Here is a 17,978-nt window from a genome sequence, read left to right as displayed (position 1 = left end):
CTGAACCCCATGGCGCGAGTGCACAAGCAGGGCCGTCGCGAGCTGATCGACGATCTTCGCGCGGCCCTGTCCACGGCACTCGCGCCGACCGGCACCTCTCGTGGTGCCGCGAAGGCCCCGGCGCCGACGACGCTGATCCTCACCGCCGGCCCGGGTGCCGGTAAGTCGCACACGCTGGCGCAGTTGCGGTCCGAGGTCAATGTGCGGGCGACGTGGACCTCGGCCCACGAGTTGTCGTGGCGGCAGCCGTTCGCGGTGGCCGCCGCACTCGTCGGCGCCGACCTGCCCGCGGTGATCCCCGACGGCTACGGCGACAGCCTGTACGACCGCGTCGACGCGATGTGTGCCGACGGTCCGCTCGCGCTGTTCCTCGACGACGCGCATCATGCCGATGCGGAGTCCCTCACCCTGCTCACGCGGTTGTCGGCGGCGGCGCGTGATCTACCGCTGGTGGTGGTCGTCGGACGCCGACCGCTGCCCGAGCGAGAACTGTTGACCCGCTTGGCTGCTCGCCCGACAGCACGCGAATGGTCACTACCGGCGATGTCGGGCAACGAGATCGCCGCAGTGTGCCGCGAGGTCATCGGCGCCGAGCCGGACCGCGCCCTGCTCGGCGCGCTGGCCGCCGCCCACGGCAATCCGATGCACGCGATCTCGCTGCTGCGCACCCTCGATCAGTCGGGTGATCTGATCATCACCGACGGCCGCGCCACCCTGGGCGCCGGGGCGAGTGCCCGCGTGTCGACGGGCGATCGCGATGCCGTCGCCGAGCATCTGGCACTGCTGGATTCGCGGGCTCGCGACCTGACGCAGAAGCTCGCAGTGTGGGGCGGACCGGCGACCCTCATCGACCTCGCCGCCATCGACAACGCAGCGCCGGCCTCTCTGATCGGTGCCGCCCAGTCGGCCACCGATGCCGGCATCCTCACCGCCGACGAGGACGGAACCCTGTCGTTCACCCACGACCTGTACGCCGACGTCACCTACCAGCAGCTCGCGCCGGCATTCCGCACGATCCTGCACGACGCCATCGCCGACCTGCCACAGACCCGCGGCGATCACCAGCGCGAAACCCATCACCGACTCGCCTCCGGGACCGACCCGAACGCCATCGCCGACGCGGTCCGCCGGGCCCGAGATGACCTCACCCACTCGCCCGCAGTGGTCGTCGACCTCCTCGATCCCCTCGCCCGGCAGGGCGACACCGCAACGGGCGTGCACCTGCCGCTCTCGGTCGCCCTCGCGCGCACCGGACAGCTCACTCGCGCGGCCACCACCGCCACCGAGGGGCTCGCGCACAGCACCGACCCCGAGGAATTCGCCGGCCTGCGCGGTGTCCAGCTGTTCGCGCTCGTCGCGCGCGGCGAGACCCACCAAGCCCGGGCGCTCGTCGACGAGACCCTCGCCCTGCCCATCGATGACGCCGTCGCCGAACGCCTCGGTGATCTCCGGCGACACGTCGGGCTCCTCGAGGGGCTCTCGCCGGTCCCGACGACTCCGTTCGTCGACGTCTCCACCGACCTGAGCCGACGCTCGGCACCCGGATTGACCACCGAGGGGCTGCGTCTGTTCCTCTTGGGACATCTCGACGCCGGGCTGCAGCTGACCTTGCAGGCCTCGGCCCGCGAGACCACCGACCCGGCCGGCCGTGGACCGCACCCCACCTCCGCCGACATCTGGCCGCCGCTGATCGAGCTGTACGCACGCGGCCCGGCCGCGGCCGCCGATCTCCTCACCGGCATGACCCGACTACGGACCAGTCGTGGCACCGACTGGATGACCGCATATCACGAATTCACCAGGGCAGGAATAGAACTCGGACTCGGACACCTCGACAATGCGGCCGCCACATGGGATGCCGGACTGGAGCTCGCCGCCGGCGCCGACATGGGGTGGACGTCGCTGGCCGACGGCGGGCGCGCGATGATCGACGTCCTGCGCGGTGACCTCGCCGCAGCAGCCGCACGACTCGACGACTGGTCATCCGGCGACGCGCCCGACCAGTTCGGCATCAAGGTGCACGACCGCGTGCAGACCCTGCTGCTGGAATCCCGGCGCAAACTGCGTCCCGCCGCCGCGGCGGCCACCGCCAACTGGGCCTCACTGATGCAGCGACGGCTGTTCACCCACGCCACGACGTTCTCCCTCGACTTCGCCCGGATCGGCACCCGAGCCCAGGACCTGAACCTTGTCGAGGCGGTGGCCGACGGCCTCGCCGCATCCGGAGCCACCGAGCTGCCCTACCTCCGAGCCGTCGCGGCGTTGGCCGGCGCCCGCTGCGATGCGTCGCTCGGGCGCCGTGATCTGCGCGCGGTGGTCGAGGTGGGCCAAGAATCGGCGGAGGTCCTGCACGCCGCGGGCGATCAATTGGTCGAGGCATCCGCCTGGGAAGAAACTGCTTGTGCCGCAGCAGCTCTGGGTGACACCGAAGCCGCTCGGGAGTACGCGCGGGCCGCGCTGATGCTCACCCAGGGCATGGGAGCGGTCACCGCGTCATCCCGGATCGTCTCGCGCCTGCGGCCGATGGGGGTGCGCATGGACCCGAACACGGTCCGCGATCGGCCCACCCACGGCTGGGACAGTCTGACGCCCACCGAACGCACTGTCGCCGACCTGGTGGCGACGGGAGCCTCCGGCGCCGACGTCGCCGACCAACTGTTCATCTCGCCGCGCACCGTCCAGACCCATGTGTCGCACGCACTGGCGAAACTGGGGCTGAAAACCCGCGTTGAGCTGGCCGCTTACGTCGCCGGTAGGCATCGGGACTGACCCTACCCAGGTCCCGTTGGCAGAGAAATCTCCGTGGTTGGCAGAGAAATCTCCGTGATGACACAGATGTCTGCGTCATCGGCACGGACGAGAGTGGACAACAGAACGGCACACCACCAGCCCGACCACTCCGACAAGGACACACGCCATGAACGCACTCCTCATGATCCTGGGGCTCGCCCCCTGGTTCGTCTTCTCGCTCGTCGCCCAGAACAACGGCGACAACGTCGCCCTCGCGGCAGGGGTCGCGTGCGCGATTGCCTTCGCGATGGCCGCCTGGGGCGCCTTCCGCGGCCGCAGCTGGAAGATCCTCGACGTCACCGCCATCGCCGTCTTCGGCATCCTCGCCGTGGTCGGGCTCTTCACCGGCCCGCAACTCGCCGACACGCTCGCCAACTTCGCCCGCGGCGGACTGACGTTCGTGCTGGCGGCAATCATGCTGATCTCGGTGTTCACCATTCCCTTCACCGAGCAGTACGCCCGCGAGAGCGTCGACCCGGCACTGTGGCATTCACCGATCTTCCGTGAGAAAAACCGTCGGATCAGCCTGGTGTGGGCGGGCGCGGTGTTCCTCATGGGCTGCTCCCACGTCGTCGCCGGAGTTCTCGCCGACAACGCCGCACCCGGCACCGCTCCGGGCAACGTCATCCTCAACTGGGTGATCCCGATCGTGCTGATCGTCCTGGCCGTCAAGCAGACCCAGCGCATCGCCGGTGCCCAGGTCCCCGCCACGGCCACCACCACCTCACATCAGGCCTGAAAGGCGCCCGCCATGAGTCTCACCTCGCCCTCCACCCGGCCGGCCCCGGTCGACCTCGCTCACCACAGCCACCTCACCGGGGTGTTCGCCCCGCAACGCGAGGAGGTCGACGTCGCCGATCTCACCGTCCACGGTGACCTGCCAAACAACCTGCGCGGCAGCTATCTTCGCAACGGCCCCAACCCGCGCTTCGACCCGATCGGCTCCTACGTCTACCCGCTCGACGGCGACGCGATGGTGCACCGCATCAGCATCGCCGACGGCGCGGTGCGTTACACCAACAGGTTCGTCCGCACGCCGATGGTGGTCGCCGAAGAGGCTGCCGGACAAGCACTCTGGTCGGGAATCACCGACGGCTACGCGCCGGGCGCCGACGAGGTCGGACCGGAGCTCGCGGGCACCTTCCGCCAATTGCCCGACATCAACATCGTCTCGCACTCGGGACGTCTGATGGCGATGGCCGAATCCGACCGCCCCTACCTGCTCGACCCGGCAGATCTCTCGACGCTGGGCCCCACCGACTGCGCGGGCGCGATGACCGTGGGCAGTACCGCCCACCCGAAGCTCGATCCGACGACCGGTGAGCTGGTCCTGTTCAACTACGCCCTCGACGCGCCATACCTCACGTGGTCGGTGATCGCCGCCGACGGAACCGTCACCCGCACACCCACTCCCGTCGACGGACTGACCGAGCCGGTGATGATTCACGACATGGCGCTCACCGCACGGTATGTGGTGCTGTTCGTGTGCCCTCTCGTCTTCGACATCGAGGCGATGCTCACCGGTGGGTCACTGCTGTCGTGGCGTCCCGACGACGGCACCCGGATCGCGCTGATCCCCCGCGACGGCGGCCCGATCCGATGGGTGCAGACCGACCCGTTCTGGGTGTGGCACTTCGCGAACGCCTTCGACAATGCCGACGGCACCATCACCGTCGACTACGTCGAGTGGACCTACCCCGGAGGCTTCGCCGACGTGAAGCGCCCGGCGTCGTCGACGCTGACCCGGGCGGTGATCGACCCGAACTGCGGGATCGTGCGCACAGTCCTGAGCGACCACGCACACAACATGGAGTTCCCGCGCGTCGACGACCGACTGCTCACCGAAAACCATCGCCGGATCGCCACCGTCGGGCACGGACCCCACGACAGCGGCGTCCGCGACAGCCTCTGGTTCCACGATCTGGCCGCCGACACCGAAATCTGTTGGACCCCTGGCGTTGCCATCGGTGAGCAGATCTTCATCCCAGGCGAGAGCCACGACTACTGGGGTGCGATCGGCACCGATCCCGACTCGATGCGCTCGAGGTTCTATCTCCTCGACGCCGACCGGCCGGCCGACGGACCGATCGCAACGGTCGACCTGCCGATCCGCGTGCCGGCGGGACTACACGGGGCGTGGGTGGCCGGGGACTGAGAAGCTGGTTGCGCAACCGGATCAGTGCAGACTCGCCGTGACGACCTCGGCCAGGTACGCCGGTCCCGTCACATTCGCAGCATGTCCCTGTCCCGAGAGTATTTGGTGTGCAACGACATCGGGTAGCACGCCGCCGAGTTCTGCCAGACGTCGGCGCAGGTGTGGTGGGCTGTCCTCGCCTTCGATGAAGGTCACCGGCAGCCCGACCGTGCGATAGCGGTCGACGCCGACGCCGAGGCCGTCGATGGCCTCGGTGTCGGCGAGTTGCCCGGCTGCGTGGCGGGTCATGTACTCGGCCGTGGTGGGGTTGCCCAACAGATGCGTCACCAGGTGGTCGGGCATGCCGACGATGTCGCGCAGATGGATCCGCATGGCCTGTGCGGCGTCACCGGCATCGAAGGCTGCCCGCGCGGCCTGTCCCGCGCTGCCACCGATCAGACTGGTGGTGGGGACCGGCGGCTCGTAGAGCACCAACTCGGAGAACAGGTTCGGATGCTCGACGGCCGCACACAGAAGGGCCGTCGCTCCTGACGAGTGCCCGACCCCGATGACCGGTGCACCACTGGCCCACACCACCGCCGCGATGTCGCTCACCTCTCGGCTCATGGTGTGCGGCAGTGTGATCATCGCGTCTGGCTCGTAGATCCGCCGGTTCATGATCACCATCCGATGCGCGTCGGCGAGGTGCTCGGCAACGGCGCTCCACGAGGTCGCGTCCCCACCGCCGGGTGGCACGACGAGGATCGTGGGACCGGCACCGTAGATGTGCGCCGACAGGATGTGTCCGTCGTCGGCGATCGCGGTCAGCGTTGTCATACCGAGAGGGTCGCGCAGGTGGCTGTCGTGGCGCTGTCGTCGGCTTACGCGCAGGGGCAAGCGTTGCAGGGGGTTGCCCGCACCTGGAGGTCGTGCAACGCTCCGCAACCCTGTCACCACCTTGTGATGCAGCTCATAGTGTTGCGGACTGCCCAACGCAGAACTCGAGGAGCGCAGTGCCATGACGATGACCACCGGTGTCGAACCGCCCGCCGACCAGCAGAATCCGGCGCCACCGCCGGACTCGCGACGATGGCTGCTGTTCGGGGTGTCCAACCTCGCGGTCGTGGTGGTGGTCTCGGTGCTCAGCTGGTATCTGCTCGCCGATCCGACGTCGAGCCCGTGGCACTTCTATCCGTTGCCGTTCAACGCGGCACTGTTCTGGGCGATTCTGTTCATCGTGTTCATCGGCTTCAACTCCGAGTTCGTCGGATTCGACCGACTCCGACAGCCGATGCGCGGCATCGCCGTTCTCGTTTCGACGGCGGTCTTCGCCGTCGCGGTGACCTGGCTGCTCGGTAGCGGCCTGGGTGCGCTGTTCCCCGACTTCGCCGGTTCCCGCGCCGGCGGCATGGGCTACTTCTCGGGCGCCCTGTTCGTGTTGTTCGGGTTCGGGACGTGGGTGATGGTGGTGCTCAACTGGCAGCACTGGCCATGGACCGCGCTGGGGATGAAGCAACCGTTGATCGGACTGTGCGAGATCGCATTCGTGGCCATCCCCACGCTGGCGCTCTACATCGTCATCGGACTGCCGGCCGTATCGTCGTCGGTGACCAATCCGATGATGTCGCTCGACACCGTACTCGGATGGTTCTATTCGATTGTGGTGTCGGTGATCCTGACCGGTCAGACACTCGACAACTGGCCATGGAAGCTGTTCGGCGGCGGTGGTCGGACGGCACTTGCCGCGACGATCGGCAACGCCCTGCTGGGGACGGCGATCTACTTCGTGATGCTCCCGTTGGCCAAACTGCTCGTCGGTTCCCAGGCCTCGGCCGAGTTGGGCAACACCATCCATCAGTTCCCCGCACAGATCGGTGTGTGCTGGGCATTCTGGATGATCTTCTGGGCGAACGGCTTCGGCAACCGATTCGCACCCGGGGTCCGTGCCGTACTGACCTTCGTCCTGGCCATCGGAACCTTCCTGCTCTACTACCGGTTCGCGGCCGGTCACGTCCTCCACGAGCCCGCCGTCGCCTCCGGATTGTCCGGTAATGCATTGGGATTCGTCGACTGGCTGGTGCTGTGGACACTGATCTACGTCGTCGCATTCCAGTCGATGGGGTTGCGCCGGCTTGTCGACGATCCGGAGTCGGCGGACGTCGGTTAGCGAGGATTCGGCTGCAGCCGAGCCCGGCCTCGCCTGTTTTCAGTCATTCTGCGAGCAGCTCTGCGGCAAAAGCCCAGGTCGCGAGCGCTGGCTACTTTACGAATGACTGAAAACAGGCGAGTGGTCGTGGCTGCGCCTCTGAACTGGCCATGAAGTGTCGATAACGCACCGGAGATTCTCTATGCTGAATCGATGTGGCTGGGGATACTCATCGGGGCCGGATCGCTCGTGCTACCCGCCGCCCTGCTCGCGCTGTTTGCCAGACATCTTCGGCGCCGACAACGGCAGCGCACCCTCGGGGGTTACAACAGTGCCGTACTGGGCTACACCTACGGCGGGGTTCCCGCCTACGATCCACCAGCACGTACCGACAGTGCTGCGTGGACAACGACAATCGAGCAGCACCCTCCCGATGAGGATGTCACCACTTGACGACATGTGGGATGCGTCCGACTCGCCGTCGGGATGGACGTGGTACGAAACCAGCTTCGGCACAAGGGGTCTCGAGGCTCGTCGCTGGCGCTCCTCGGCACCTCGACCAGCGGGTGGGGACACCAGCGACAGCGGGACATTGTCGGCGAGCGGGCGCTCAACCAGCGGGTGGGGACACCAGCGACAGCGGGACATTGACGGCAAGCGGGCGCTCGACCAGCAGGTGGGGACAACCGCAGGCCATCGATCCCCAGCAAAGGGTCGGACTTAGCGCGCATATTGCCAAATTCGCCCATAACGCTTACGGATTCGCGGAAAGCGTGGACCATTACCTAGGCTAAGAAAATGCCTGACCCTGCACCTGCCGGCCACAGGCCGTCGCCTCTGCACTGGGCGCACGCCCACGTCGTCGAGCGTCATCTGCATTCGTTGGCCGCGCTCATCCGCCGCAAGCCTCCGCTGACACAGGAGTCGATCACCGTCGTCGACCAGCCGATGCTCAAGCGAGCGATCGGGGCGGCGGCGCTGGGAAACATGATGGAGTGGTTCGACTTCGGTGTGTACGGCTACCTCGCCGCCACTCTCGGCAAGGTCTTCTATCCGGATGCGTCGTCGAGCGCGCAGCTGCTGGCCACCTTCGCGACCTTCGCCGCGGCGTTCCTCGTGCGTCCGCTCGGCGGATTCTTCTTCGGCCCGCTCGGTGATCGGGTCGGCAGGCAGAAGGTGCTCGCCGTCACGATGATCATGATGGCCGCCGGCACCTTCGCGGTCGGCTGCATCCCGTCCTACGGCGCCATCGGAATCTGGGCACCGATCCTTTTGCTCGTGGCGCGCATGATCCAGGGGTTCTCCACCGGAGGTGAATACGGTGGAGCCACCACCTTCATCGCGGAGTACTCCCCCGATCGCCGACGCGGATTCCTGGGCAGCTGGCTCGATTTCGGCACGTTCATCGGTTACTCGCTCGGCTCCCTGATGGTGACCGTGCTCAATGCTGCGCTCGGCGACGACACAATGACGTCGTGGGGGTGGCGCATTCCGTTCTTCATCGCGGGTCCGATGGGACTGATCGGCCTCTACCTGCGGATGCGGTTGGAAGACACACCGGCATTTCAGAGACAGCTCGACGAGCACGACGCCAAGGTCAAACAGACCGAGAGCGCCGGCCGCGAGATCGGCACCATCTTCGTTCGCTTCTGGCGACCGCTGCTGGTGTGTATCGGCCTGGTCATTCTCTACAACGTCACCAACTACATGATCACCGCTTATCTACCAACCTATTTCACCGACGTCGTCGGTCGCGGCCAGCTCAGCTCCGACCTCCTGGTCTTGCTGTCGATGCTGGTGGTGGTCGCCCTGATCGTCTTCCTCGGTCGGCTGAGCGACCACATCGGCCGCCGACCCATCTTCGCGATCGGCGCGATCGGCCAAATCGTGGTCGCCGTACCGTGTTTCATCCTGTTCGGAATGGACACCATCTGGACGCCGATCGTCGCATGCGTGGTGTTCGGCGTCATCCTGGCATGCTTCGCCGCGCCGACCGCCTCGACGCTGCCCGCCCTGTTCCCGACCTCGGTACGCTACGGAGCGCTGTCGATCGGATTCAACATCGCGGTCTCGGCATTCGGCGGTACCACCCCGCTGGTCACCTCGGCGCTGGTGAGCGCCACCGGCAATCACCTGATGCCCGGCTTTTATCTGATCGGTAGCGGGATCGTCGGTCTGGTTGCCGTCGTGTTCCTCCGCGAATCCGCCCGGCAACCGCTGAACGGCTCTCCACCACAGGTGGATTCACCGGACGAGGCCGAACGCACCTATGTTGCGGCCCGAGAATCGGCGGCGTCGCTGAGTGCCTGATGCGGGCGCTGCTCTCAGACCGAGCAGTTCGGCGAGGTCACGTCCGCTCCGCCGGCGATCCGGCTGACGACGCCATTGCTGATGGTAAACGAGAGTTGTCCACCAGGGACTGTGGCGAAGTAACCCGGTCGGGCGAAGGGACCGTTCTGCGGAATCGGTTGAGCGTCAGGGTAGGCGGCGGTCACGGCACTTTGCGGGTCGCCGAGTCCGACACCCTTCTCGGTGGTGACCGCGGGACCGGTGGCGCTGGTACCGGTGGCCACCACGCACCGGACGGGATCGCCGTCGACGTAGAACTCGTTCTGCCCGCGCACCGCAGGACCGCGTGCTCCGTCACCCTTGGGAACGTCAATCCCGTTGCTGCGACGGCTGCTTGTACCGACATGCCGACCTTGACCACCCCCGATGACGTGGGCGTCAGCTGATTTCCGGACCAGGCACCGGAACCCGATGCGGCCGTTGCTGATGGCGGCTGTCGATGAGCCGGTGTCGGGCGAAGTCGGGTCGACGTAGTCGCCCTAGCAGATCTTGATGGATCGGCTCGGGTCGAAGTGTTCGCCGTGCTGCGGGAAGAACCATTCGATGGCCCGATACCGCTGGGCACCGTCGCAGGTACCGAGGTCGAAGGCGACGACGGTTGCTTGTTCGGCATGTTGCTCGGCAACGATCTCACCGGAGCCTCCGTACAGGGCCGAGCCGGTTCCGGTGGCCTGCGGGCCGCCCCATGACGACCACACCACGTTGTTGACGATCCCGGTGGGATCACCACCGTTGAAGATCTCCGACGGCCGGACCTCGCCGTATCCCTTTTGATAGGGGCTCCACACCTGGCCGAGCGTCGCGTTGACCACCAGTGGCGCCGTACTCGATGACGCAGTCGGGTCAACGGCAGACGACTGCTCCCCGGACGGCGATCCGTTCACCGACGTGCACGCCGCCGTCGCGGTGAGCAGTGCCGCACAACCAAGAGTGAGCATCGCCCGGGCAAATCGCATCGTGTCTCCTTGAAAGTTCCTGCGGCGCAGGCCCGGAGCGTAACAGCGCAGCAACCCTGCAGCCGGCTGATCGGCCTGGCACGTGCCCGAATTCGTGTGTTCGGACGATAGAACTCACCAGCATTTCCCTGATCTCCGACAAATCCGACACGGCGGTGGTGGGTTGCTCATTTCGTAGTACCGCCCATGCGCCACACAGCTTCTATTTAGGGTGACTAAAAGGTGCCGCAATTGCCGTTGGCACAGTTTGTTGCGTGATGCGCAAAACCTGGGTGCCTGCTGGAAGGAGGAGATGTGACCATCTCGCCCGAGACCGACAGCGCGACCACCGCGTCCGCAGCCGGGCCCGCGCTACGCGCCGAGCATGTCTACAAGGTGTTCGGACGCCGACCCGACGAGGCCGTCACCCGCCTGCGCGGGGGCGCTGACGCCGACGACGTGAAGGACCTCGGTACCGCCGCAGTCATCGACGCCACCTTCGATGTCGCGCCCGGTGAGATCTTCGTCGTGGTGGGTCTGTCCGGATCGGGCAAGTCGACGTTGATCCGCACCCTCAACGGACTGTGGAAACCTTCGGCCGGTTAGGTGTTCATCGGCGACGTCGACCTCGCCGCGGTGAACGACAAGCACCTGCGGCAGATCCGCCGCGACTCGATCTCCATGGTGTTCCAGCACTTTGCGCTTCTGCCGCACCGCAGTGTGCGTGACAACGCGGCCTATGCGCTGCGGGAGAGGGGAATCGCCAAGACCGAGCGGCTCGAGCGCGCCGACCACTGGCTCGAGACGGTCGGCCTGCACGGGTGGGGCGACCGTTATCCCCGCCAGTTGTCCGGCGGTATGCAACAGCGCGTCGGATTGGCGCGTGCTCTGGCCGCCGAGACGCCGATCCTGTTGATGGACGAGGCCTTTTCGGCACTCGACCCGCTGATCCGCCGGGAGATGCAGGATCAACTCGTCGAATTGCAGGCGTCCCTGGGCAAGACGATCGTGTTCATCACCCATGATCTCAACGAGGCGATGTACGTCGGCGACCGGATCGCCGTCATGCGGTCCGGCCGCATCGTCCAGATCGGTTCGGCCGAACAGATTCTCACCGAGCCCGCCAACGACTACGTCGCCAAGTTCACCGCCGAGGTCGACCGCACCCGCGTGCTGACCGCAGCGTCGGTGCTGCAACCCGCGCCGGTGGTACTGCCCGTCACCGCCGGACCGCGGGAGGCGATCCTCGCGATGCGTCACCACCAGACCGATCGCGCGCTGGTCACCGACGACGGCCGACTGCTGGGTTACCTCACCGACGACGACATCGCCACCATGCCCGACGATCCGCCGGATCTGCGGCCGCTCGTCCGCACCGACTCGCTGGTCCGGGTCGGCGCCTCGACGCCGATCGCGGAATTGTTCGCCCCGTCAGCGCGATCCGCAGCGCCGCTGGTGGTGACCGACGACGACGGCCGGCTGCGCGGTGTGATCCCACGGACCGGCCTGCTGGCCGCGCTCGCCCCGCGTGAGGAGGACAACGTATGAGCTTCGTCAACCCGCGCATCCACGTCGGCGACGCCATCGAGTCGGCCTTCAATTGGCTGACCGACCATGCCGGTTGGCTGTTCGACGCCATCAAGACGGTCATCACCGGTCTCTACGATGCGTTCAACACGGTGCTGTCGAGTCCGCCGTACTACGTGATGATCGTGATCTTCGCGGTGCTGGCACTGCTGGCCGCCGGCTGGCGGCAGGGGTGGAAGCTCGCGATCTTCGCGGTGATCGGCTTCTACTTCATCCGCGCCTTCGACCAGTGGGTCAACGCGATGAACACCATTGCGCTGGTCCTTGTCTCGGTGATCATCGCGCTGATCATCGCACTGCCCATCGGTATCCTCGCCGCCCGCAGCCGGGTGGTGTCCTCGATCGTGCGCCCCGTTCTCGACCTGATGCAGACGCTGCCCGGGCTGGTCTACCTGGTCCCGGTGATCATCGTCTTCGGCATCGGTCCCACCCCGGGTGTGGTGTCGACACTCATCTTCGCCATGCCCCCGGGTATCCGCTTGACCGAGTTGGCGATCCGTCAGGTCGATCCCGAAGTGGTCGAGGCCGGACAGGCTTTCGGCTCCAGCCCGGCTCGCATCCTCGGCCAGATACAGATCCCGTTGGCCATGCCCACGATCATGGCGGGTATCAATCAGGTCATCATGCTGGCGCTGTCGATGGTCGTCATCGCCGGATTCGCCGGCGCCGGCGGGCTCGGCGGCCAGGTCAACGAGGCGTTGCAGACGCTCAACCTCTCGCTCGGTTCCGAAGCCGGTCTGGCCGTGGTGATCATCGCCGTCTACCTCGACCGGCTGAGTTCGGCGATCGGCAACCGCGGCCGCGTCGCACAACTCTGAACACCCGAGACCGTGAAGTAGTGAAGTGAAGTAGGGAAAGAGGGTAGGTAGAGATGAGAAAGATGACGAGAAAGCTCGGGGAGCTCGCCGCCGCGGTGACGGTCGGTGCACTGGCTCTGAGCGGCTGTGGTGCGTCGAACTCGAACTCCGACAGCGGCTCCGACGGAACCAGCAGCGCCACCAACGATCTCGCGTCGAAGTACGCGAACTGTTCGCTGACGCAGGGCAAGGCACCCGCGGGCAGCCTCGGCGCCGGCAGCGACACCAACGTCACCATCGGTGCGTTCAGCGGATGGGACGAGTCGACGGCCACCGCCTACCTGATGAAGAACATCCTGCAACGCAACGGCTACACCGCCGACGTCAAAACCCTCGACGCGGCAGCCGCTTTCACCGCGGCGTCCAAGGGCGACGTCGACGTGCTGACCGACGTGTGGTTGCCGAGCACGCACAAGACCTACATCGACCGCTACGGCGATCAGCTCGAACCGCTCGGCTGCTGGTACGACAACGCGAAACTGACCATCGCCGTCAACGATTCGTCGCCCGCGCAGTCGATCGGCGACCTGAAATCGATGGCGTCGCAGTACAACAACACCCTCGTCGGCATCGAGCCCGGCGCCGGTGAGACCGCGATCGTCAAGGACAAGGTGATCCCGGCGTACGGTCTGCAGGATCTCACCTTCACCACCTCATCGACCGCGGCGATGCTCGCCTCGATCCGCAAGGCCGAAGCCGACAACACCAACGTCGCGGTCACCCTGTGGAAGCCGCATTGGGCGTACTCCGCGTTCAAGATCCGCGACCTGCAGGACCCGAAGGGTGCGCTCGGCGGCAAGGAGGGCCTGTGGAACTTCGCGACCAAGGGCTTCGGTGAGAAGGACCCCAAGGCCGCGCAACTGTTCAAGAACCTCGTCCTTCCCGACGCCGACCTGTCGGAGCTGGAGAATCTGATGACCCAGAAGTACGGCGGCACCAATCCCGACGGTGCGGTGACCGAATGGTTGTCCACGCATCCGCAGTTCGAGAGCCAGATCGTGGCCGGCCAACTCGGCTGAGCACACCGACCGATCGACGAGCACGCCCCCGGCCCGGGGTCGGGGGCGTGCTCGTGCCCAATCCGCAACCTGTCTGCCAGGCAATCCTCACGATGTCGTCAGCCGCCCACCAGACCAGAGGCGCACCGTAGATGCTGGTGAGCCACTCCCGGGCCCACCGACGTTCCACCGGCGTCTGCGGAGGTTGATCATGAGTGTGGTTGTCGGACTTCATCTCCAATCCGATCACGTGCGCGTTGCGGTCATCCGCGACCCGGTTCCCGGCGGCCGAACGGCCTCCGCCGACCGATCTGTCGGTTCGGTCCGGATCGACTCGCAGTACACCTTTCCGGCCGCGCTTCGCTGGCCCGCGCACACAGCCGCCGCCCTGCCCGATCGGCGTCACGTCGATGCCACCTACCGCCACTTCGTCGACCACCTCGGTGATCCACGCGCGCTGAGCGCACCCGGCGGTCCGGACCGGCTCGCCGACGACCTCGCCGCCCGGCTGCTCGTCGTCGTGGTCGCTCAGATCGAGGCCGCTGTCGGCGAACATGTCACTCGGCTGCTCATCGCGCACCCGACCTATTGGACCGTCCCGCAGGTGTCGCTGTTCCATCGCGGTCTCGTCGACGCCGGACTCGCCGACCATTGGGCGCTGCTGCTCGTCCCCGACACCGACGCCGCACTGGAATGGGTGGATCACTGCGACGGTCTCGACCGGGCGCACGGCGTGACCATCTGCGACCTGCGCGACGACAGCGCCGTCGTCGGCTATGCGCGCCGGCCACGCTCGGGACACCTGACGACCATCACCGCGCACCGCTTTCCCGGATTGGGGGTGTGCCACCTCGACGACCGCCTCGAGCATCGTGTCCTGGCCAAGGCCGCCCATGCCGGACATCCAGTACCGCCGCATCCGGCGCTGCTCGCCCAGGTGCGAGCGCACTGCGCGGAAGTCCGAACCACGTTGCGCACCATGTCGACCCGGATGGAAGTTGTCACACCGGGCATTCGCGGACTCGAACAGCACGGTGTGACGCTCACCCTCGACGACCTCTACGGCCTCGCCCGCCCGCAGGCGGCCGAGATCGTTCGTGCCCTGCAGCGCTGCGGTGACACCGATCCCGACCACGTCGTACTCATCGGCGCCGCCCCGACGTTCCCGCTGCTCGCCGACAGTGTTGCCGCCCGGTTCGACTGTCCCGTCGTCATCCCCGCCGACGCCGAGTTCGTCTGTGCGCGAGGCGCAGCGCTGCTTGCCGCCACCTCACCGGTGGTGGCACCGATGACGCAGGCGTGAGGAAGCGCCCCCCTCGCCTGAGCCGGGTTCCCGCCGCAGATGTGCGTCACCCAGTAGCGTTGGCGTCGTGCAGAACACGGTGCATCTGATTGCGTACGCGGATCGGTTCGGCGGCAGCCTCGCCGGACTCACCGCACTCTTGCGAGGCCCCTTCGACGGTGTGTTCGGCGGCGTCCATGTGCTGCCGTTCTTCACCCCATTCGACGGTGCCGACGCCGGATTCGATCCCGTCGACCACACCCGCGTCGACCCCCGTCTGGGGAGCTGGGCCGACATCACCGAGCTCGCGACCACACACGAGGTGATGGCCGATCAGATCATCAACCACGTGTCGGCGGACTCGGCGCAGTTCCGTGACGTCGTAGCCCACGGCGATGAGTCAGACTATGCGCCAATGTTTCTCACGCTGTCGTCGGTGTTCCCGAACGGTGTCACCGAGGACCAGCTGACGGCCATCTACCGGCCGCGGCCCGGGTTGCCGTTCACGGCCATCGCGCTCGGCGGGCGTGTGCGGTACGTGTGGACCACCTTCACCGCCGCCCAGATCGACATCGACGTGCGGTCGGCGCCGGGCCGGGCTTACCTCGACTCGATCCTCGACGCGGCCACCGATGCCGGAGTGAGCGCGCTACGTCTCGACGCCGTCGGATACGCGATCAAAACACCGGGCACCTCGTGTTTCATGACACCCGAGACCATCGCCTTCATCGACGAGTTCGCGGCGAAAGCGCACACGCGCGGCGTCGAGGTCCTCGTCGAGGTGCACTCGCATTTCGCGCGGCAGATCGCCATCGCGCGCTCGGTCGACCGCGTCTACGACTTCGCTCTGCCCGCATTGGTGTTGCACACCCTCTACACCGCCGATGCGCGTGCACTGGTGCGATGGCTGCAGATCCGCCCCGACAATGCCGTCACCGTGCTCGACACCCACGACGGCATCGGGGTCATCGACGTCGGGCCCGACCCGGTCGAGGGTCCCGGCCTGCTCACCCCCGAGGAAGTCGACGAGCTCGTCGAGGAAATCCACCGGCGCACCGGCAGCACGAGTCGCCTCGCCACGGGCACGTCGGCAGCAAATGTCGATATCTACCAGGTCAATTCGACGTTCTACGATGCTCTCGGGCGTGACGACGAGCGCTATCTGAGCGCCCGCGCGCTGCAGTTGTTCGTGCCGGGCATCCCGCAGGTCTACTACGTCGGGCTGCTGGCCGGCGGCAACGACATGGAGTTGCTCGACCGGACCGGCGTCGGCCGCGACATCAATCGCCACCACTACACGCATGCCGAGATCGCCGAGGACCTGCGCCGCCCGGTGGTCGGCGCGCTGCTGGCGTTGTGCCGGTTCCGCAACACCCATCCGGCGTTCGACGGGCCGTGTGAGACCACACTCGCCGACGGGCATCTGCGGTTGCTGCGGCGCGGGCGGGCAGTGGCGCAGGCATGGGCGCGCGCCGACGTCGATCTCGCGACCGGTGTCACCGAGTTGGCGTGGGGTGACGGCGAGCGCGAGTGGTCGGCGCCCGCGGCCGAGCTCGCGAGCAGGTGGGGCGTGTCGTCCGAGGTGAGCTGACGGCGACCGTCGGCCGTTCCGAAAGTGTCGTACCCCTGCCCTATCGTCATCGGTGAAGGGAACGTTCCCTTCGCGACCGGAGGGAGAAACGATGCGCACCAATGATTTCGATGCATCCATCGACGACGCCTGGCAGGAGTTCCGCACCGAACTCGCTGCATTCCTCCGTGAGCTGACCGCCGCCGATCTCACCTGGATCGAACAGGACCCCAGCATCCCGGAGGGCCCGCACGGGCGGATCGACATCCGGTACACGCGGGCGCATCGGGTGCGGCTCACCCTGGACCCGTTCACCTTGCACACCTCCGTCGACTGCTACCGGGTCCAGGTCGGGCAGCTGCGCGCACTCGGCTGGCGCCGGCTGGCGGACGGTTCCTACATTCTCGAGGGTGGACATGCCCGCGCCGACGAGATGGCCGCTGCCATCGTCGACACCTTCCGTCAGGTGTGGGAGACGGTGCATCCGACATTCCTGCGCGCGCCCTTCCTCGCCGACGAACCACCACGCGTCGAGCCCACACTGCGCGCCGGGGTCGTCCCGCACGGTCCGGAACATCTGCGGACTCTCGTCGTCTCCATGCTCGAGGAGGTCACCGGTCAGCACATCGAGGTCGACGACGACGGAGACGTCGTGTTGCCCACCGAGCCACCGTCGTGGTTGCGGGTGCACGAGGATCTGCCGCGGTTGGTGGCGTTCGCGATGCTCACCGATTCCGTCTCCGATCCCCTCGTCGCGGCACCCTACATCGCAGCGCAACCGACCTCGCGCGACGGTATCCGGGTGATGCTGCGTCAACGGCAGGTGTTCGCGCACCGCGTCATCGACGTCACCGTGTTCTCCGGCGACAACCTGCGGGCCGGCCTGGCCGACTGGTTCGGCTTCATCGACGACGACGCCCCGCGCATCGTCGCACGCGTGCGCGCAGGCTCCGATACCGTTGGTGTGGAAGCGAATTCGCCGGTCGAAGCCGAGGATGCGGATCCGTTGCCGGACACCCTGCTGGCAGTGCTGCAACTCGACACCGACAACGCTGTGCTCAGTCCTCGCGAGATCGCCAAGATCTGCGGGTACGACCGCGCGGAGATGCTGCAGTTGATCCGCACGTGTGAGGAGCAGTATCTGTCGTGGGCGCAGTCCGCCGAGGAGGCCGACGATCCGGAGGAGGCGCAGGCGTGCCGCCACGAGGAGGGTGACCACCGACAAGTTCCGTGCCGCGCTGCGGGTGGTGGTCCTGCCCGACGACGAGCCGCGGCCCCGGATGCGTCCGGCTGGATGAGCCGTAGGCCTCTCCTTATTCTCATTTAGCGG

15 protein-coding genes and 1 pseudogene are annotated in these 17,978 nt (G+C 66.8%); 13 read left to right on the top strand and 3 right to left on the bottom strand.

Features of this window, described 5'->3' with window-relative positions; translation table 11 throughout:
- Nucleotides 1–9: 9 nt before the first annotated feature.
- From J6U32_RS03015 to J6U32_RS03005, 3 genes are all read left to right on the top strand, one after another.
- On the top strand, nt 10–2,769 hold the full coding sequence (locus tag J6U32_RS03015; RefSeq protein WP_208793485.1) for a helix-turn-helix transcriptional regulator: 2,760 nt from the start codon (nt 10–12) through the stop codon (nt 2,767–2,769).
- Between the two features lie 148 nt (nt 2,770–2,917).
- Nucleotides 2,918–3,529 (top strand): hypothetical protein, encoded by a 612-nt coding sequence (locus J6U32_RS03010; protein ID WP_208793484.1) that lies wholly within the window; start codon nt 2,918–2,920, stop codon nt 3,527–3,529.
- 12 nt (nt 3,530–3,541) lie between these two features.
- The gene (locus J6U32_RS03005) at nt 3,542–4,945 is read left to right on the top strand and encodes a carotenoid oxygenase family protein (protein ID WP_208793483.1); all 1,404 of its coding nucleotides are present in this window, start codon (nt 3,542–3,544) and stop codon (nt 4,943–4,945) included.
- Between the two features lie 21 nt (nt 4,946–4,966).
- On the opposite strand, the gene J6U32_RS03000 is transcribed toward J6U32_RS03005, so the two are convergent.
- The gene (locus J6U32_RS03000; protein WP_208793482.1) at nt 4,967–5,761 is read right to left on the bottom strand and encodes an alpha/beta fold hydrolase; all 795 of its coding nucleotides are present in this window, start codon (nt 5,759–5,761) and stop codon (nt 4,967–4,969) included.
- 181 nt (nt 5,762–5,942) lie between these two features.
- Here J6U32_RS03000 and J6U32_RS02995 point away from each other — a divergent pair, with 181 nt between their 5' ends.
- The 3 genes from J6U32_RS02995 (at nt 5,943) to J6U32_RS02985 (ending at nt 9,380) form a co-directional block, all read left to right on the top strand.
- Nucleotides 5,943–7,091 (top strand): hypothetical protein, encoded by a 1,149-nt coding sequence (locus J6U32_RS02995; RefSeq protein ID WP_208793481.1) that lies wholly within the window; start codon nt 5,943–5,945, stop codon nt 7,089–7,091.
- Between the two features lie 192 nt (nt 7,092–7,283).
- Nucleotides 7,284–7,523, top strand: a complete 240-nt coding sequence (locus J6U32_RS02990; protein WP_208793480.1) for a hypothetical protein — start codon at nt 7,284–7,286, stop codon at nt 7,521–7,523.
- A gap of 345 nt (nt 7,524–7,868) precedes the next feature.
- Nucleotides 7,869–9,380 (top strand): MFS transporter, encoded by a 1,512-nt coding sequence (locus tag J6U32_RS02985; RefSeq protein WP_208793479.1) that lies wholly within the window; start codon nt 7,869–7,871, stop codon nt 9,378–9,380.
- Nucleotides 9,381–9,394: 14 nt separating this feature from the next.
- Here J6U32_RS02985 and J6U32_RS27195 read toward each other — a convergent pair whose 3' ends face one another.
- Both J6U32_RS27195 and J6U32_RS27190 read right to left on the bottom strand, forming a co-directional pair.
- A complete protein-coding gene (locus tag J6U32_RS27195; protein ID WP_244332537.1) occupies nt 9,395–9,694 on the bottom strand; it encodes a hypothetical protein in 300 nt (99 codons plus the stop codon).
- 204 nt (nt 9,695–9,898) lie between these two features.
- Entirely contained in the window at nt 9,899–10,375 is a 477-nt protein-coding gene (locus tag J6U32_RS27190; protein WP_244332535.1) for a hypothetical protein, read from the bottom strand.
- A 294-nt stretch (nt 10,376–10,669) separates the two neighbouring features.
- On the opposite strand from J6U32_RS27190, the pseudogene J6U32_RS27770 reads away from it, so the two are divergent.
- The 7 genes and pseudogenes from J6U32_RS27770 to J6U32_RS02950 all read left to right on the top strand — a co-directional run.
- A pseudogene (locus J6U32_RS27770) lies at nt 10,670–11,224 on the top strand (ATP-binding cassette domain-containing protein); the annotation flags it as partial.
- Nucleotides 11,213–11,902, top strand: a complete 690-nt coding sequence (locus tag J6U32_RS27765; protein ID WP_432276992.1) for a CBS domain-containing protein — start codon at nt 11,213–11,215, stop codon at nt 11,900–11,902. The pseudogene J6U32_RS27770 and the gene J6U32_RS27765, both read left to right, overlap by 12 nt.
- Nucleotides 11,899–12,759: an ABC transporter permease gene (locus tag J6U32_RS02970; RefSeq protein WP_208793478.1), complete on the top strand. Its 861-nt coding sequence runs from the start codon at nt 11,899–11,901 to the stop codon at nt 12,757–12,759. The genes J6U32_RS27765 and J6U32_RS02970 overlap by 4 nt, the downstream gene beginning before the upstream one ends.
- A 62-nt stretch (nt 12,760–12,821) precedes the next feature.
- Entirely contained in the window at nt 12,822–13,817 is a 996-nt protein-coding gene (locus J6U32_RS02965; protein WP_244332533.1) for a glycine betaine ABC transporter substrate-binding protein, read from the top strand.
- Between the two features lie 190 nt (nt 13,818–14,007).
- Nucleotides 14,008–15,099 (top strand): FGGY-family carbohydrate kinase, encoded by a 1,092-nt coding sequence (locus J6U32_RS02960; protein WP_208793476.1) that lies wholly within the window; start codon nt 14,008–14,010, stop codon nt 15,097–15,099.
- A gap of 67 nt (nt 15,100–15,166) precedes the next feature.
- Complete coding sequence (gene gtfA / locus J6U32_RS02955; RefSeq protein ID WP_208793475.1) at nt 15,167–16,669, top strand: sucrose phosphorylase; 1,503 nt, start codon at nt 15,167–15,169, stop codon at nt 16,667–16,669.
- A 91-nt stretch (nt 16,670–16,760) separates the two neighbouring features.
- Entirely contained in the window at nt 16,761–17,975 is a 1,215-nt protein-coding gene (locus J6U32_RS02950) for a TY-Chap domain-containing protein (RefSeq protein WP_244332531.1), read from the top strand.
- Nucleotides 17,976–17,978: the final 3 nt, after the last annotated feature.

This window comes from Gordonia polyisoprenivorans (assembly GCF_017654315.1).
GTDB classification, from domain to species: Bacteria; Actinomycetota; Actinomycetes; order Mycobacteriales; family Mycobacteriaceae; genus Gordonia; species Gordonia polyisoprenivorans_A.
This window is presented reverse-complemented; position numbering and strand designations above follow the sequence as displayed.